Raw genomic sequence first — 14,239 nt, forward strand, 5'->3', positions numbered from 1 at the left:
AATCTCATATCTAACATCTAAAATCTACAAAATGAAAACAGCATACATAGTAAAAGCCTACCGTACCGCAGTAGGTAAAGCCCCAAAAGGAGTTTTTCGCTTTAAGAGAGCAGACGAACTCGCAGCAGAAACCATTCAATATATGATGGATGAGCTGCCTAATTTTGATAAAAAGCGTATAGACGATGTCATCGTGGGTAACGCTATGCCAGAAGGATCTCAGGGTCTTAATATGGCACGTTTAATCTCTCTTATGGGATTAGACATTATTGATGTACCTGGAGTAACGGTAAACCGTTTTTGCTCCTCAGGTATTGAGACCATCGGGATGGCAGTAGCAAAGATTCAAGCCGGAATGGGCGATTGTATAATCGCTGGTGGTGCAGAATCTATGAGCTCTGTGCCTATGACAGGTTTTAAACCAGAACTAAACTACGACATCGTAAAATCGGGTCACGAAGATTATTACTGGGGAATGGGAAATACGGCCGAGGCAGTAGCTAACGAATACAAAGTATCTCGAGAAGATCAAGATGAGTTTGCCTACAACTCTCATATGAAAGCCTTAAAAGCACAGGCTGAAGATCGTTTTAAAGACCAAATCGTACCTATAGAGGTCGAGCAAACCTTTGTAAACGCAAACGGGAAAAAAGAGTCTAAAAAATATACGGTAACTAAAGATGAAGGCCCACGTGCTGGAACGAGTAAAGAAGTACTCGGCAAGCTACGACCTGTTTTTGCAGCAAACGGCAGTGTTACCGCGGGTAACTCTTCACAAATGAGTGATGGTGCCGCTTTTGTACTCGTTATGAGTGAGGAGATGGTAAAAGAATTAAATCTTGAGCCTATAGCACGTATGGTCAACTATGCAGCAGCAGGTGTACCTCCTCGCGTGATGGGAATAGGACCAGTCGCTGCGGTGCCAAAAGCACTTAAACAAGCAGGATTAAAACAAAGCGATATAGAACTTATAGAATTAAACGAAGCTTTTGCGTCACAATCTCTAGCTGTTATTCGTGAGTTGGACTTAAATCCAGATATCATAAATGTTAATGGTGGTGCTATTGCTTTAGGTCACCCGCTAGGATGTACAGGTGGTAAACTTTCTGTACAATTATTTGACGAGATGCGTAAGAGAGATATGGCTGGCAAATATGGTATGGTGACTATGTGTGTTGGTACTGGACAAGGAGCAGCTGGGATTTACGAGTTTTTGAAGTAAGGGAATGATTTCGCTTTCGCGAAATGATGTATGACTTAGCCTTCGGCTTGATGTACGATGTACGACTAAAGTGGTTTGAAATGGAAGTTGATTTCGCTAGGGCGAAATGATGTCGATGTATAACATAGACGATATCTCTATAGATAAATATGAATAGTAGACATAATTTTAGAAAACTAGGGATTTGGAAAGAAGGTATTGAGGTTGCTAAGGAGACTTATGCAACTACTAAGATATTTCCTAAGTCTGAAATGTATGGGTTGAGTAGTCAAATGCAACGATGTGCTGTATCTATTCCTTCAAATATTGCCGAAGGAACAGCAAAGAGTAGTAATAAACATTTTAATCAATATTTAGAAACTGCGCTTGGATCTGCATTTGAATGGGAAACACAGTTGATTATTGCTTATGAAATAGAATATATTTCAGAGGAAACTTTTAGTCACCTTGAGAATAAAATTCAACGAATACAGAATATGATTTCTAATTTTATGAAAACAATCGTTTAAGTCATAAATCGTATATCAGCAAAGCGCAGCGAGCAAGTCTTACATCGCGAAGCGTAGCGGAGCAAGAATAGAGTAGATTATAGAAGATTAAATACAACAGAGAATATTTTCGCGAAAGCGTAAAAAAATAATTAATAAAGAATAACACAAAATAAACATAGAGAACAGATTTTAGAAGGACGATACAACACTCCTATCTAACGTCTAAAATCTCAAATCTAATATCTAATTATGGCAACAGAAACAACAGAAAAAGAAATCCTACGCGGTGGTCAGTTCCTCGTTAAGGAAACAGCATGTGAAGACGTGTTTACGATGGAAGACTTAAATGAAGAGCAACGTATGATGCGTGACTCGACCAAAGAGTTTGTAGATCGTGAGTTATGGGCACACTGGGAGCGTTTTGAGAAAAAAGACTACGCTTATACTGAAGAAACGATGCGTAAAGCTGGTGAACTCGGACTTTTAGGCGTTGCTGTACCAGAAAAATATGACGGTCTAGGAATGGGCTTTGTCTCTACAATGCTCGTTTGTGATTACATTTCTGGAGCTACAGGATCATTTAGTACGGCATTTGGAGCGCATACGGGAATTGGTACCATGCCTATCACGCTTTATGGAAACGAAGAGCAAAAGATGAAGTACGTACCAAAACTTGCTACTGGTGAGTGGTTTGGTGCATACTGTCTTACAGAGCCAGGTGCTGGTTCTGACGCAAATTCTGGAAAAACAAAAGCAGTTCTTTCTGATGACGGAAAAACATACAAAATTTCTGGCCAGAAAATGTGGATCTCAAATGCTGGATTCTGTAACCTATTTATCGTTTTTGCTAGAATAGAAGATGATAAGAATATCACAGGGTTTATCGTAGAAAATGATCCTTCTAACGGCATCACATTAGGTGACGAAGAAAAGAAGTTAGGTATTCACTCTTCATCTACGCGTCAGGTATTCTTTAATGATACTGTGGTTCCTGTAGAAAATATGCTTTCTGAGCGTGGTAACGGTTTTAAAATTGCTATGAACGCCCTTAACGTAGGTCGTATTAAACTAGCTGCGGCTTGTCTAGATGCGCAGCGTCGTGTGATTAATGAAGCAACTACCTATGCTAAGGAACGTGTACAGTTTAAAACACCTATCATCAACTTTGGAGCGATTAAGAGTAAGCTCGCTATTATGGCGACAAATGCTTATGCAGATGAGAGTGCTTGTTACCGTGCTGCAAAAAATATAGAAGACCGTATCGCAATGCGTGAGGCGGCTGGAAACACCCACCAAGAAGCAGAGCTTAAAGGTGTAGAAGAATATGCTATAGAGTGTTCTATCTTAAAAGTTGCCGTTTCTGAGCACGTACAAGCGTGTAGTGATGAAGGTATCCAGATTTTTGGAGGAATGGGCTTTAGTGCAGACACCCCAATGGAATCTGCCTGGAGAGATGCACGTATTGCTCGCATTTATGAAGGTACAAATGAGATAAACCGTATGCTTGCGGTAGGAATGCTTGTAAAGAAAGCGATGAAAGGTCACGTAGACCTTTTAGGTCCTGCAACAGCGGTAGGTGAAGAACTTATGGGAATCCCAAGTTTTGACACTCCAGATTATAGCGAACTCTTTGCCGAAGAGAAAGAAATTATCAAGAAGCTTAAGAAAGTATTTTTAATGGTAGCAGGAAGTGCGGTACAGAAATTTGGCCCACAATTAGAAGAGCACCAGCAATTATTACTTGCTGCTTCAGATATCTTGATCCAAGTATATATGGCAGAAAGTGCGTTACTACGTACCGAAAAGAATGCTAAGAAAAAAGGTGAAGATTCGCAGAAAACAGAAATTGCAATGACGCAATTGTATCTGTACAATGCAGTAGACATCGTAGCCACAAAAGCTAAGGAGTCTATTATCTCTTTCGCCGAAGGTGATGAGCAACGCGTAATGCTTATGGGACTTAAACGTTTTACAAAGTATACCAATATGCCTAACATCGTTGCCCTTAGAAAGCAAATTTCTAGCGATCTTGAAGAGAACGGAAAATATCGTTTTGATGGGTAGACAGGAATGTATTTGTCACTTCCGCGTAGGCGGAAGTCTCATTTGATTACCGAAATACTTTATCAATACATTTTTATAATTCGCTTTATATGTCCAAGTCTTTAGCTTGGCGCGAAAAATCAAAACCACCTGAGTAATTGGGTGGTTTTTTTGTGGGGAGCTATATGGACTTCTCTGTAGACTTCTTTGGTATTTTCGTTAATGCAAGAATTCATAAGTGAATTAAGAAAATATACAATTATTCTATTTCTCTACTTCTATATGCAAAAGACCTTCAGAGTATCCACCTATAAACCCAATTATATTCTCTACTTTCGTCACTAGAAAAATTAAGTTTTAAGAATGGCTAATAAATATCTGAATTTTATAACCGATGAACATCTCTTAAATTGTATTGAAAACCTTCACAAATCATATTTGAAGGCTAAAGCAAATGTGAGTAAAAAGAAATTTTACAAAAATAAAATAGATACAATTAAATTAACTTTTGATAGTAAATTCAATGATTTAGATGAAGAGACACTCATAAAAACAGAAATAAATCGTCAGATAGATAAATCTATAAATAACTCCATTGGTACATTTCACGAACAAATTTTAGGAGGCATTTCTGGTTACGAAATAGGAAATTTAAGTGGTTTTGATATTAAAGCAAGTAATGACACTCTATTTGCTGATATTAAAAACAAGCATAATACTATGAATAGTAGTTCGGCTGAAAGCTTATTTCAGAAATTAGCCAAATATGCAGATACCTATAAGCAAGCTAATTGTTATTTGGTTCAGATTCTTGCAAAAAATAGCTTTAATGAAAAATGGTTTGGAGAAATAAATGGTAAAGAATACAGTCACAGTAGAGTGTACAAAATATCAGGTGATCAATTTTACAAATTACTATCTGGCCAAGAAGACGCTCTCTTTCAATTATACAGTGTTTTACCTAAGGCTATTACTGATTATTTGAAAAAGCAACAAAATGAGAAATCACATACTAATTCGGCTCTTGAAGAAATTTCAACTAGTTCAAGTCAAACTAAAAGAACTATTTTAAACGAAATTACTTTTGAAAATTTTAGCTACTACTTAGGTTTTGACAAACTTAAATAATAAGAGTTCAGGAACTTTATAACAGAATACCCAACTTCCTGCCCCAAATTACAAGGCACTGCATTACCTATTTGTTTATACTGTTGTGAAGTAGAACCTGCAAACTCCCACTCATCAGGGAACGTTTGAATTCTAGCATACTCTCGAACTGTGAACGGTCTTGTTTCATCAGGATGGCAACGTTCTGTTTGTTTCTGAGCAGGACTACACGTTAAAGTTAAGCTTGGTTCGTCCCAACCAATACGCCTTGCCATACCTGTTTTTCCGCCTCCTAAGTAGAAACTACCTCCCATATATTCCTTTTGCAAATCAAGTGGAAGGTCTCTCCAATATCCTTTAGGTGGTATCAAATCCAAAATTTGCTTCTTATATTCCGGATATTTTGCTCCTTCCGATTTTGGAACTTTCTTATTGTATAGTTCTCCTTTCTTAAGAGCATCTTTAAGATTATAAACCTTTTTATGTGGAGTAGGATATTGATAATCTATATTAATATCTTTTCTTATGCCCACTAAGAACAGACGTTCGCGCTTTTGCGGAACACGATAATGAATTGCTTTAAGAACTTCTACAGGAACTACTTTATATCCAATTTCGTCAAGAATTGATTTCATTCCTTCGAGAGTTTGTCCTTTTTCGTGACTTAAAAGTCCTCTCACATTTTCACCAATACAAATAAGTGGTTGCACCTCTTGAACTACTCTCGCAAATTCATAAAATAATGTTCCTCTCGCATCATTTAAACCTAATTTTTTTCCTGCATAACTAAATGCTTGACAAGGAAATCCTCCAGTAACTACATCTACGGAATTCCTATAATCTTTAAAATCAAAATTTTTGATATCTCCTTCTAATACATTCCAATTTGGTCTGTTATTTCTAAGGGTTTGACAAGCCCATTTATCTATTTCATTTAGTGCAACACATTTAAGTCCTGCTTTTTCCATTCCGACCGCTAAACCACCAGCCCCAGCGAATAATTCAAGTACAGAATATTCCTTTTTAGGTTCAACTACATTAGAAACTGGAGTTTGAAAATTTTCATCGAGTAATTCACCCATAAATAGTTGGATATCCGTTTTTCTATAAACACGATAGTTCGATCCAGGTTCTCTTACAGCGTTTAATACTCCATCATTATCCCATCTTCTTAATGTTTCTTTACTCTTCCCAACTATCTCTGCAGTCTCAGATAATGACAAATATTCTTTCATAACCAACTTATTAAACATTATACAATGGTTACAAAAATATAACGTTTATTTGAAAGATTAAACGTAACTTTAAATTATTATTGAAAATAAATAGAAACATTAATTTGAATCAAAATGAAATACCCACAAACCGAAGAAGAACGCATAAAACTAGCTCACCCCTACTACAAAATAATGGAGCTAAATAAGGAAACGCTCTTAAAAGAGTTAGCATCTTGGAGCCGTACAGAACTAATTGAATGGCTTTGCTGGAATGATAGAAATGGTGTTTACAAAGACCAAGAGCGTATTGACGAAGGAGGTGATCCTATGGACAGAGATTACGCACTAGAAACTATGACAAGACAAATTCTTCAAGAAGATGAGTGATTATCTACTTACTGTTTATTGTGAACTACTTTACTCTTTGTGAAAGAACAAGCCAAAGATGAACACAAAAACACATTAGGTTATGTTTTTATAGGCCTTGGTAGACTAGAAGCGTATTCAGGCGCAAAACCTATGAATATTAACTGGAGACTTGAAGAACCGCTACCACCCTATTTATGGAAGGATAGCGCTAAACTAGCGATATAATAAAACGCAAATTTCCCCCATCACACCTCATACACCACTGTCCGAATCAACCCATCACTTTCTGCAACACAGCACAACTCCCGCTGGGTTTTAGCATTAAACTCAAAAGGAGCGGCTGTAATATCTACCCCACTTTCCTTTTTAAGCCGTGTCCCTTGACCTGAAATAATATCCACGTTGGGCGTAAACGTGCCGTTTGGGATATGTTCGGTTAAAATTACGTAAGCATATTGTGATAATTTATCGAGTATGGCCTGTATTTCAGCATTAGAAAGGTGTTGTAAGACCTGGCGCACGAGTGCACAATCGGCGTTGGGTAGTGGGTCTTTAGCGATATCTTGGCATAAAAAAGTAACGCTCGTATCAGTTACCGTTTGCTTATGATACGCGATGAGTTCTGGAACAATATCTACCGCAAAGTACTTAGCCGTATGCGCTACGAGTTGACTGCCTACGTTAAAGTCCCCACATCCTAAATCGCACACCATTGGTGGCTGGTCAAAATTGCTTAAAAACGCCTGCACTGCCGTCACATAAGGCGCCGTTATGTGCTCCTTATGCGATCCTTCTCCAGAATAAAAAGGCGTCGTGCCAGCACCCCAAAGCTGTTTTGCATACACTTGCTGCATCGCATCTTTAGTAGGCCAAGGTTTCTTATGTCGTTTATGCGTGCTCAAGAGGTTGAAATTAGAATATTATATACAAAGAAAGTCATATAATTTGTCTTGTGTGCGTACGCTTTCGCGAGACCTGTCCCGAGCTCGCATCGGGAAGCGTAATCTCAACACCCTAACCCCTCAAAATCTACTAGATAATCGCATATCTTTGCCCCAGCAAGACTCACCTATGTCCTATACCCTTTTATCGTCGCCGCTGCAAGGTTTTACAGATTTCCGCTTTAGGAATGCGCAGCAAAAGTTTTTTGGAGGGATAGACACCTATTATGCGCCGTACATTAAAATGGGTAAGAAGCAGATCATTAAAGGCTCTTACCAGCGTGACCTCAATCCTGAGGTGAACACGACATTAGAAGTCATCCCGCAAGTAATGACCGCAAATGCCGATGATTTTATATTTGTCATCAAGTATATACAATCGCTAGGCTACAAAGAACTAAACTGGAATCTAGGCTGCCCCTACCCGATGGTGACTAAAAGTGGGATGGGCTCCGGCCTGATTTGCAATACTGAAAAAATAGACCATATTCTAGACCGTGCCCACAGCGAGACCGATTGTACCATCTCTATGAAAATGCGTTTAGGGTACGACAGTCCTAATGAGATTTTAGAATCTTTTAAAGTGCTGGACAAATACCCACTTAAAAATGTAGCCATACACGCGCGTCTGGGCAAACAGTTATACAAAGGCGGTACTGATTTAGAAGCTTTTCAGCGTTGTGTAGATGTGGCTAAACATACCTTGTACTACAATGGTGACATCACCTCAGTAGCGAGTTTTAAAAAACTACGGGAGCGTTTCCCAAGTATTCAGCATTTTATGATGGGCAGAGGTCTCATCGCAGATCCATTCTTACCGAGTATGATAAAAGCAGATACGACGGAGTATCCTGCAAATAGGTGGGATATTTTTCGCGAATTTCACGATACGATTTATCACCAGTATGATGCCGCGCTCTCTGGCCCTACGCCTATCAAGATGAAAATGTTAGGCTTCTGGGAGTTTTTCTCTCAATCTACCCACAATCCTCAAAAGGTATACAAAGCAATTAAGAAAGCTGGCAACCCTTTTAAATACCAGCAGGCGGTTAGCGAGATTATTGCACAGCAAAAACGTTTGTAACGTTAAAATAAAATAAGTAAACTGCAACCATACACGATACATACCTTGTACACTGAGCGTGCGTACTTCTGTATATAATGCTATTTTTATAGTATCTAGTTCTTAGCATTTATTTTATGAAACACCTACTCACGTTACTATGTGTACTGCTCTTGATTTCTTGCGATACTGGTCCCACATTTTCTTGGAATCCTGAAATCGAAGAAACGGTTAGTGGTGATCTCACCGCTTGGCTTAAAAGCGCACCCTTTGACGGGCTCTGGGATCCTAATGATAATGACCGTGGTGACGTTTACATTACCAACGCACGAGAGGTATTTCCTTTTATAGGTGAGCTTATTAATGAGGATAATAATTTAGTCCTGATTAGCGAAAAAAACAGACCGTTTTACAAGGAGCAGCTTGTTGTTTTTAAAGACCCTACTTGGGGCGAAAGCGTGGTTTATGGAAGTTTACTTTACGATAGCCAAGAACTGTTTATGCGTAAGTCTTATTCAAAATCGGCAAATATTATTACAGATGGTCTGGCAAATATGAACAACCGTAATTACGCCAGCCTTGGGGCGACTGAACTGATTGCTACTACAGCAGACCATAAAACAGCTGCCTATTGGGTCCAGGCAAACAATACGACCTACTTAATGGGGTTTTATCAGAAAGACCAGCTTGCCTTTCAAGTCGCTTTTCCCTGCCCGATGACTAAAAAAGAAAAAGGACTGGCACAACTTAAAAAAGTAGCAGCAACCTTACAGTTAGACATCCCAGCCTGGAAAAATGCTGCCGCTGACGACTTAGCGAGAGCAGACCGTACAGATGCTTTCTGGCAAGATCCGTACATTCCGCTGTTTTACTCTCGAGGGTTAATGCCTATTATAAACATAAAACTCAAAGGCACCCTTTTTGAAAAGGAGACATTTAATAGACAGTCGCGCTCTTCAAACAAGGCAAGCATAAGCCACGTAGCTGGTGACAAAACCTACACACTGACCATAAGCAAAGAAGACACGGAGTTAAGTGCACTCGCTTTTCGCGAAAGCGAAACCAGCAAACCACTACCAGGTGCCGTAGATAAGGACCGAGAGTACATACTTGAAACTACCGAAAGTGGCGCAATGACCCAAATAAAAGCCACCACCTATTACAAAGACCATCAAGTATTTGTATTTACCTACACCTACCCCACTGCTCAAACTGATCAAGCCGCAGTACTTAACACCGTATTGCAAACCATAAAAATAAGTCGTTACACCATTTAAGTCGCAGGCTATGTACAATCTAGAAGACATTTTTGCACTAGTACAAGCAGGTAAAAAACTGGAAGCCATAAAGCGGTTACGGCTTATGTATACTGGTTTAGGATTAAAAGGTGCACACGATATGGTACAATCAATAGCAGATGGGTCATTGACTCGTGAAGAAGCCATAGAAAAACTAAAAAATCATACTCGCCTCACACAAGCAGTTCCTGAAAACGGAAATATAATCATCGAGAAAAGCACAAAAGACAAGGTTATAGGTTGGCTGGCGGTGATTGTACTTCTTATCTTGATGTTTATCATTATGTATGCCGTTGGCACTTTCAATATCTAAAAACAAACACGATGCACAAAGCTTTTTTAGGTTTCTGTTTCCTTGCATTAGTTGTTGCAACTGGCTGTACAGAGCGACTTCCGACAGACCACAAATTAAATCCACTCGCCTACGAAGCGATACCTTACAAAGGCGGTGAGCAACTTATCTTTCAGTCAGATAGTCAACAATTAGATACGATTTTTATTACGGGAACCACGACTGCGATGGTGCGTGGTGGTGACCCTTTTAGCATAAACCCAGATCGTTTTGAACACCTACGCATAGATTATACAACCACCAGAAAACCCAGCGAGCAAGGGCTACTATACCTAAGCGGTTCTGGTGAGACGTACAACCTACGGTTTGAATTTGACGCTGGGCACTCGCGCTTGCTTTTAAATTACGACTTCTATAAAAGTGAATACGACACCATACCATCTACCCGCCTTCGTATTATGGATAGTCTCTACACAGATGTAAAAACCCTACACACAGAACCCTATTATGAAGACAGACCAGAGCGCATTCTCAACTTTTACTGGAGCACCTCGAGCGGACTTTTAGGTTGGGATACGCCAACTGATACCTGGAGACTTATCACAATTAAAAAATAGAAATATCCTGTTTTATAAGATAGGCTGCTACCCTACCTTTGCAGCATAATTTATATAATGACCATCGTTTCAAAAGACATTGCGCACGCAGCACAATTACTAAGACAGGGAGCACAAGTTGCTATCCCAACCGAGACGGTATACGGTCTTGCGGCGAATATTTATGATACCACGGCGGTGCAAGGCATTTTTAAAATGAAGCAGCGGCCATTATTTAATCCGCTTATTGTGCATACGTTTGGGGTGGAGCAGCTGGAGCAGTTTGTAAGTTATATTCCGCTTAAAGCGAAAAGGCTTGCGGAGGCCTTCTGGCCTGGTTCGCTCACCTTAGTTTTACCTAAAAAATCAAACGTGCCAGACATTATCACGGCCGGTAAAGACACGGTTGCTGTGCGTGTCCCTAATCACCCGCTTACACTTGATCTATTGCGTTTGCTGGACTTTCCGCTGGCGGCGCCCAGTGCAAATCCTTTTGGATCCATAAGCCCCACCACAGCGCAGCACGTAAAAAATTACTTTGACGGTACACTTAAAATGGTACTAGACGGCGGCCCGTGTCAGAATGGGATAGAATCTACCATTGTAGGTTTTGAAGGCGATGAGCCGGTGATTTACCGCTTAGGCAGCATCTCTGTAGAGCACATTGAGGCAGTCATTGGTCCAGTGCCTGTTAAAAACAAAAAAGAAAACGCCCCACAAGCGCCAGGCATGTTATCGCGTCACTATGCACCAGATACACGCACGTTTTTAGAGGAGGATATATACGCTTTCGCGAAAGCGTATCCAGAAAAATCCATTGGCGTCATTTCATTTTCTGAAGTATTTACAGCGCCTAACATTAAGGCAATAGAAGTGCTTTCTCCCGAGGCCAACTTGCAAGAAGCGATGTCTAATCTGTACGCTGCATTGCACAGCCTAGACGCAAAAGGACTAGACATCATCGTCGCACAACGCTTTCCAGACACAGGATTAGGAAAATCTATGAACGATCGCCTAGAGCGCGCTACTAAAGGGAAATAAAATAACGGTCTACTCAAGCGCTCACGATAACCTGCTGGACGGGAACTCCTTTCATTTGTACTCATCCCATTACAAAACCAATTAAATCAATGCTTTCGCTAGAAGAAACTCTTGTGATGACGTATTTTTATAAAAGATACGAATCGTCATAAATAAACCCCTTTGTCACAACAAATAACGACCATTACGCTTTTTAAATATGCAGGACTTCGCAATAAGTTTTGGGCATTTTTAATGATGCAACGGGCGCATACAAAACTCGCTGGCGTAAACGGACAGCAGTTCTATAAACTAATGGGCAGTGGCAAAGGAATGGGCTTTAACCCACTACCCGACTGGTCTATCTATTCCTTATTACAAATATGGGATTGTGAAGAAGATGCAAAAGCATTTTTTAATAATGCTCCTATCATCGAATCATATAAAGAACACACCACCGAGCAATGCACGCTCTTTATGCGCAGCATTAAAGCACACGGCGAGTGGAATGGAAAAAATCCTTTTGAAAAAAGCACACAACTAGACCCAGAAAATCCTCAAGTAGCCATTATCACACGGGCAACTATAAAACTGAGTAAACTACACACCTTCTGGAAATACGTGCCTACCTCAGAAAAACCGCTTAAGAAAAGTAAAGGGCTTATCTATACAAAAGGTATAGGTGAAGTACCGTTAACCCAAATGGCCACCTTCAGCCTTTGGGAAACTATGGACGACGCAAAAGCATTTGCCTACAGCAGTAAAGAACATCAAGTAGCGATACAGAAAACAAGAAGTTTAGACTGGTATAAAGAAGAGTTGTTCTCTAGATTTCAGCCATATAAGGCTATAGGAACTTGGGAAGGAAAAACGCTAATTACTAGCTCTTAAAGTGATATTGGAGTCGCTACAACGGTCATAATACCGAGAGATCGTGACTTTTGTTGCCACTTCTTAAAGGTAAAAGGAATCATTCCAGTAACATAACTGAAAAATTCTTCTTCCATATTTTTGTCCCAAGCAATACCTTTTTGTTCCATCGCGCTCATCCAGTATAGCACGTAAGGATCTAGTGTACCGTAGGTGAGAATCTTTGTCACTTCCCAACCGCTTTGATTAAGTAATTTATGAATCGCCTCAGCAGAAAATAAAGAAGTATGACGAGGCGTGTGCCAGCCAGCCCAGTGTTCTTTGTATTTTTCTCTACTTTCAGATTGAAAATTAGGCACTTCAAATATGAGTGTTGTTGAGTCTTTGGCTAGCTTTCTTAGTATTTTGAGATTTGCAACTGGCTCATAATCGTGCTCCAGATAATGCCACATTGTAATAACATCTGGCGAGTGGGATAACTCTAAATCTGACACCTCGCCTACTTGTAATTTTAAATTTGCAAAACGCGCTGCCTCGTCTTTCCATCCATTATTAGAAAAATCAATCCCATTTCCTTTACAACCATAAAGAGCGACTGTTTGTTCCAAAAAAGTAGGATTTCCACAGCCTACATCTAGAATTATATGCTCTGTAGAGAGCTTATGAAACTTATTAACCATAGTTGCTCTGCGCGTATCTAGTTTTTCTTGGCTTTTTAGGACCATCTTCTCATATTTTCCCCAAGCCTTTGGACCACGATACGGTAAGTAATAGTCTGTGTAATACTCCTTTAATTCAGACTCAGAAACTCTAGGATTTAAAAAAACAAGGGCACACGTTGAGCACTGATCAAAGTTAAACACCTCATCTGAGGGATGCATCTGTGCTTTCGATTTTATAAAAGAAGTAAACGTTTGTGACTTACACACGGGACAAGCCGAAAGGTGTTGCATACTTAAGAAAGTGGCTTATTAAAGGTAAAATAGGGTTAGTAGCAATGCGTTTACGCTTTCGCGAAAGCGTATTAAAAAGGGTTAACCTGTAATAACTATATATTACTACAGCGTATAATAGACTGCAAAATAGGTAAAAAACACAAGCTGGCACACATACAAGTGTACAGAAAAGAACGTGTCTCCCTTAACACACATACGCTGAAAGATGAAGTGTAACACACTCGCAATCGCAAACCAAGCGATATAATTTTGGAGCGGTGCTACCCCGCCATCAAACGCCCAAAAGTCAAATATGGGAGCGGCAACTTCTATCATAAAATCAAGAAAAACCATTAAAAATGCGCCCAAAAAGACTTTGAGCCACTGGTTTATTTTAAACGTATTTGCCATCGCACCAGTAATAAAAACAAGTATCGCCCAGTTTACCCCGATAAGATAAGGTACGCCGTCTAGTTTCCAACCGAGGTTGTCACCATAAGCATAGGGACCAAAAAGAAAATCATTATGTACCCCAACCCATTCTACAAACATCCCTGCGCTAAAAAAAGTGAGCAGCAATAGCGAAGTCTTGAGCGTATTAATTTTGTAATTTAAAACTAAAAGTGCGATCGCGATGATGAGATTAAGCGGAGTTTTAGTTACAAAAAACTCAAAATAACCAGCTGTAATCCCAATAATTGCCGAAATATGAAAAAGCCACAAGGTGCCGATAGAAAGCCACTTGGCATCTAATTTCTGCATAAAACGGGGAAGT

The 14,239-nt window shown here is 39.7% G+C and carries 16 protein-coding genes; 12 read left to right on the plus strand and 4 right to left on the minus strand.

The window, feature by feature from the left end; translation table 11 throughout:
* The first annotated feature begins 31 nt into the window (after positions 1 to 31).
* The 4 genes from EAX61_RS05675 (at position 32) to EAX61_RS05690 (ending at position 4,884) form a co-directional block, all read left to right on the plus strand.
* On the plus strand, positions 32 to 1,222 hold the full coding sequence (locus EAX61_RS05675; RefSeq protein ID WP_121916706.1) for an acetyl-CoA C-acyltransferase: 1,191 nt from the start codon (positions 32 to 34) through the stop codon (positions 1,220 to 1,222).
* A gap of 149 nt (positions 1,223 to 1,371) precedes the next feature.
* Positions 1,372 to 1,731, plus strand: coding sequence for a four helix bundle protein (locus EAX61_RS05680; RefSeq protein ID WP_121916707.1), 360 nt, complete (start codon positions 1,372 to 1,374; stop codon positions 1,729 to 1,731).
* A 231-nt stretch (positions 1,732 to 1,962) separates the two neighbouring features.
* On the plus strand, positions 1,963 to 3,777 hold the full coding sequence (locus tag EAX61_RS05685; RefSeq protein WP_121916708.1) for an acyl-CoA dehydrogenase family protein: 1,815 nt from the start codon (positions 1,963 to 1,965) through the stop codon (positions 3,775 to 3,777).
* 342 nt (positions 3,778 to 4,119) lie between these two features.
* On the plus strand, positions 4,120 to 4,884 hold the full coding sequence (locus tag EAX61_RS05690; RefSeq protein WP_121916709.1) for an Eco47II family restriction endonuclease: 765 nt from the start codon (positions 4,120 to 4,122) through the stop codon (positions 4,882 to 4,884).
* Here the strand turns inward: EAX61_RS05690 and dcm are convergent.
* Entirely contained in the window at positions 4,857 to 6,104 is a 1,248-nt protein-coding gene (gene dcm, locus EAX61_RS05695; RefSeq protein ID WP_201739426.1) for a DNA (cytosine-5-)-methyltransferase, read from the minus strand. The two genes, EAX61_RS05690 and dcm, sit on opposite strands and share 28 nt — an antisense overlap.
* A 108-nt stretch (positions 6,105 to 6,212) precedes the next feature.
* Between dcm and EAX61_RS05700 the strand changes: the two genes are divergently transcribed.
* Positions 6,213 to 6,467 (plus strand): hypothetical protein, encoded by a 255-nt coding sequence (locus tag EAX61_RS05700; protein ID WP_121916710.1) that lies wholly within the window; start codon positions 6,213 to 6,215, stop codon positions 6,465 to 6,467.
* Positions 6,468 to 6,506: 39 nt separating this feature from the next.
* The gene (locus EAX61_RS16440) at positions 6,507 to 6,674 is read left to right on the plus strand and encodes a hypothetical protein (protein ID WP_161555199.1); all 168 of its coding nucleotides are present in this window, start codon (positions 6,507 to 6,509) and stop codon (positions 6,672 to 6,674) included.
* A 20-nt stretch (positions 6,675 to 6,694) separates the two neighbouring features.
* On the opposite strand, the gene EAX61_RS05705 is transcribed toward EAX61_RS16440, so the two are convergent.
* Positions 6,695 to 7,351 (minus strand): class I SAM-dependent methyltransferase, encoded by a 657-nt coding sequence (locus tag EAX61_RS05705; protein ID WP_347337922.1) that lies wholly within the window; start codon positions 7,349 to 7,351, stop codon positions 6,695 to 6,697.
* Positions 7,352 to 7,520: 169 nt separating this feature from the next.
* On the opposite strand from EAX61_RS05705, the gene EAX61_RS05710 reads away from it, so the two are divergent.
* The 6 genes from EAX61_RS05710 (at position 7,521) to EAX61_RS05735 (ending at position 12,550) form a co-directional block, all read left to right on the plus strand.
* On the plus strand, positions 7,521 to 8,474 hold the full coding sequence (locus tag EAX61_RS05710; RefSeq protein ID WP_121916712.1) for a tRNA dihydrouridine synthase: 954 nt from the start codon (positions 7,521 to 7,523) through the stop codon (positions 8,472 to 8,474).
* A 116-nt stretch (positions 8,475 to 8,590) separates the two neighbouring features.
* Positions 8,591 to 9,730, plus strand: coding sequence for a hypothetical protein (locus EAX61_RS05715; RefSeq protein WP_147448342.1), 1,140 nt, complete (start codon positions 8,591 to 8,593; stop codon positions 9,728 to 9,730).
* Positions 9,731 to 9,740: 10 nt separating this feature from the next.
* Entirely contained in the window at positions 9,741 to 10,064 is a 324-nt protein-coding gene (locus tag EAX61_RS05720) for a hypothetical protein (RefSeq protein ID WP_121916714.1), read from the plus strand.
* Positions 10,065 to 10,075: 11 nt separating this feature from the next.
* Positions 10,076 to 10,660, plus strand: a complete 585-nt coding sequence (locus EAX61_RS05725; protein WP_121916715.1) for a hypothetical protein — start codon at positions 10,076 to 10,078, stop codon at positions 10,658 to 10,660.
* 57 nt (positions 10,661 to 10,717) lie between these two features.
* Positions 10,718 to 11,680, plus strand: a complete 963-nt coding sequence (locus EAX61_RS05730; protein WP_121916716.1) for an L-threonylcarbamoyladenylate synthase — start codon at positions 10,718 to 10,720, stop codon at positions 11,678 to 11,680.
* Between the two features lie 162 nt (positions 11,681 to 11,842).
* A complete protein-coding gene (locus EAX61_RS05735; protein WP_121916717.1) occupies positions 11,843 to 12,550 on the plus strand; it encodes a DUF3291 domain-containing protein in 708 nt (235 codons plus the stop codon).
* On the opposite strand, the gene EAX61_RS05740 is transcribed toward EAX61_RS05735, so the two are convergent.
* Both EAX61_RS05740 and EAX61_RS05745 read right to left on the minus strand, forming a co-directional pair.
* Positions 12,547 to 13,482, minus strand: coding sequence for a class I SAM-dependent methyltransferase (locus EAX61_RS05740; RefSeq protein WP_121916718.1), 936 nt, complete (start codon positions 13,480 to 13,482; stop codon positions 12,547 to 12,549). The two genes, EAX61_RS05735 and EAX61_RS05740, sit on opposite strands and share 4 nt — an antisense overlap.
* A gap of 105 nt (positions 13,483 to 13,587) precedes the next feature.
* Positions 13,588 to 14,226 carry a carotenoid biosynthesis protein gene (locus EAX61_RS05745; protein WP_161555200.1) on the minus strand — a complete coding sequence of 213 codons (639 nt, stop codon included), beginning with the start codon at positions 14,224 to 14,226 and terminating at the stop codon, positions 13,588 to 13,590.
* Positions 14,227 to 14,239: the final 13 nt, after the last annotated feature.

This window comes from Dokdonia sinensis, assembly GCF_003688895.1.
GTDB lineage: Bacteria > Bacteroidota > Bacteroidia > Flavobacteriales > Flavobacteriaceae > Dokdonia > Dokdonia sinensis.

What these genes read in the sequence shown, in the direction of transcription:
- EAX61_RS05700 (WP_121916710.1), top strand. Translation starts at nt 6,213, where the DNA reads ATGAAATACCCACAAACCGAAGAAGAACGCATAAAACTAGCTCACCCC.
- EAX61_RS05720 (WP_121916714.1), top strand. Translation starts at nt 9,741, where the DNA reads ATGTACAATCTAGAAGACATTTTTGCACTAGTACAAGCAGGTAAAAAA.
- EAX61_RS05680 (WP_121916707.1), top strand. Translation starts at nt 1,372, where the DNA reads ATGAATAGTAGACATAATTTTAGAAAACTAGGGATTTGGAAAGAAGGT.
- EAX61_RS05690 (WP_121916709.1), top strand. Translation starts at nt 4,120, where the DNA reads ATGGCTAATAAATATCTGAATTTTATAACCGATGAACATCTCTTAAAT.
- EAX61_RS05745 (WP_161555200.1), bottom strand. Translation starts at nt 14,226, where the DNA reads ATGCAGAAATTAGATGCCAAGTGGCTTTCTATCGGCACCTTGTGGCTT.
- EAX61_RS05740 (WP_121916718.1), bottom strand. Translation starts at nt 13,482, where the DNA reads ATGCAACACCTTTCGGCTTGTCCCGTGTGTAAGTCACAAACGTTTACT.
- EAX61_RS05715 (WP_147448342.1), top strand. Translation starts at nt 8,591, where the DNA reads ATGAAACACCTACTCACGTTACTATGTGTACTGCTCTTGATTTCTTGC.
- EAX61_RS05710 (WP_121916712.1), top strand. Translation starts at nt 7,521, where the DNA reads ATGTCCTATACCCTTTTATCGTCGCCGCTGCAAGGTTTTACAGATTTC.
- EAX61_RS05725 (WP_121916715.1), top strand. Translation starts at nt 10,076, where the DNA reads ATGCACAAAGCTTTTTTAGGTTTCTGTTTCCTTGCATTAGTTGTTGCA.
- EAX61_RS05730 (WP_121916716.1), top strand. Translation starts at nt 10,718, where the DNA reads ATGACCATCGTTTCAAAAGACATTGCGCACGCAGCACAATTACTAAGA.
- EAX61_RS05675 (WP_121916706.1), top strand. Translation starts at nt 32, where the DNA reads ATGAAAACAGCATACATAGTAAAAGCCTACCGTACCGCAGTAGGTAAA.
- EAX61_RS05685 (WP_121916708.1), top strand. Translation starts at nt 1,963, where the DNA reads ATGGCAACAGAAACAACAGAAAAAGAAATCCTACGCGGTGGTCAGTTC.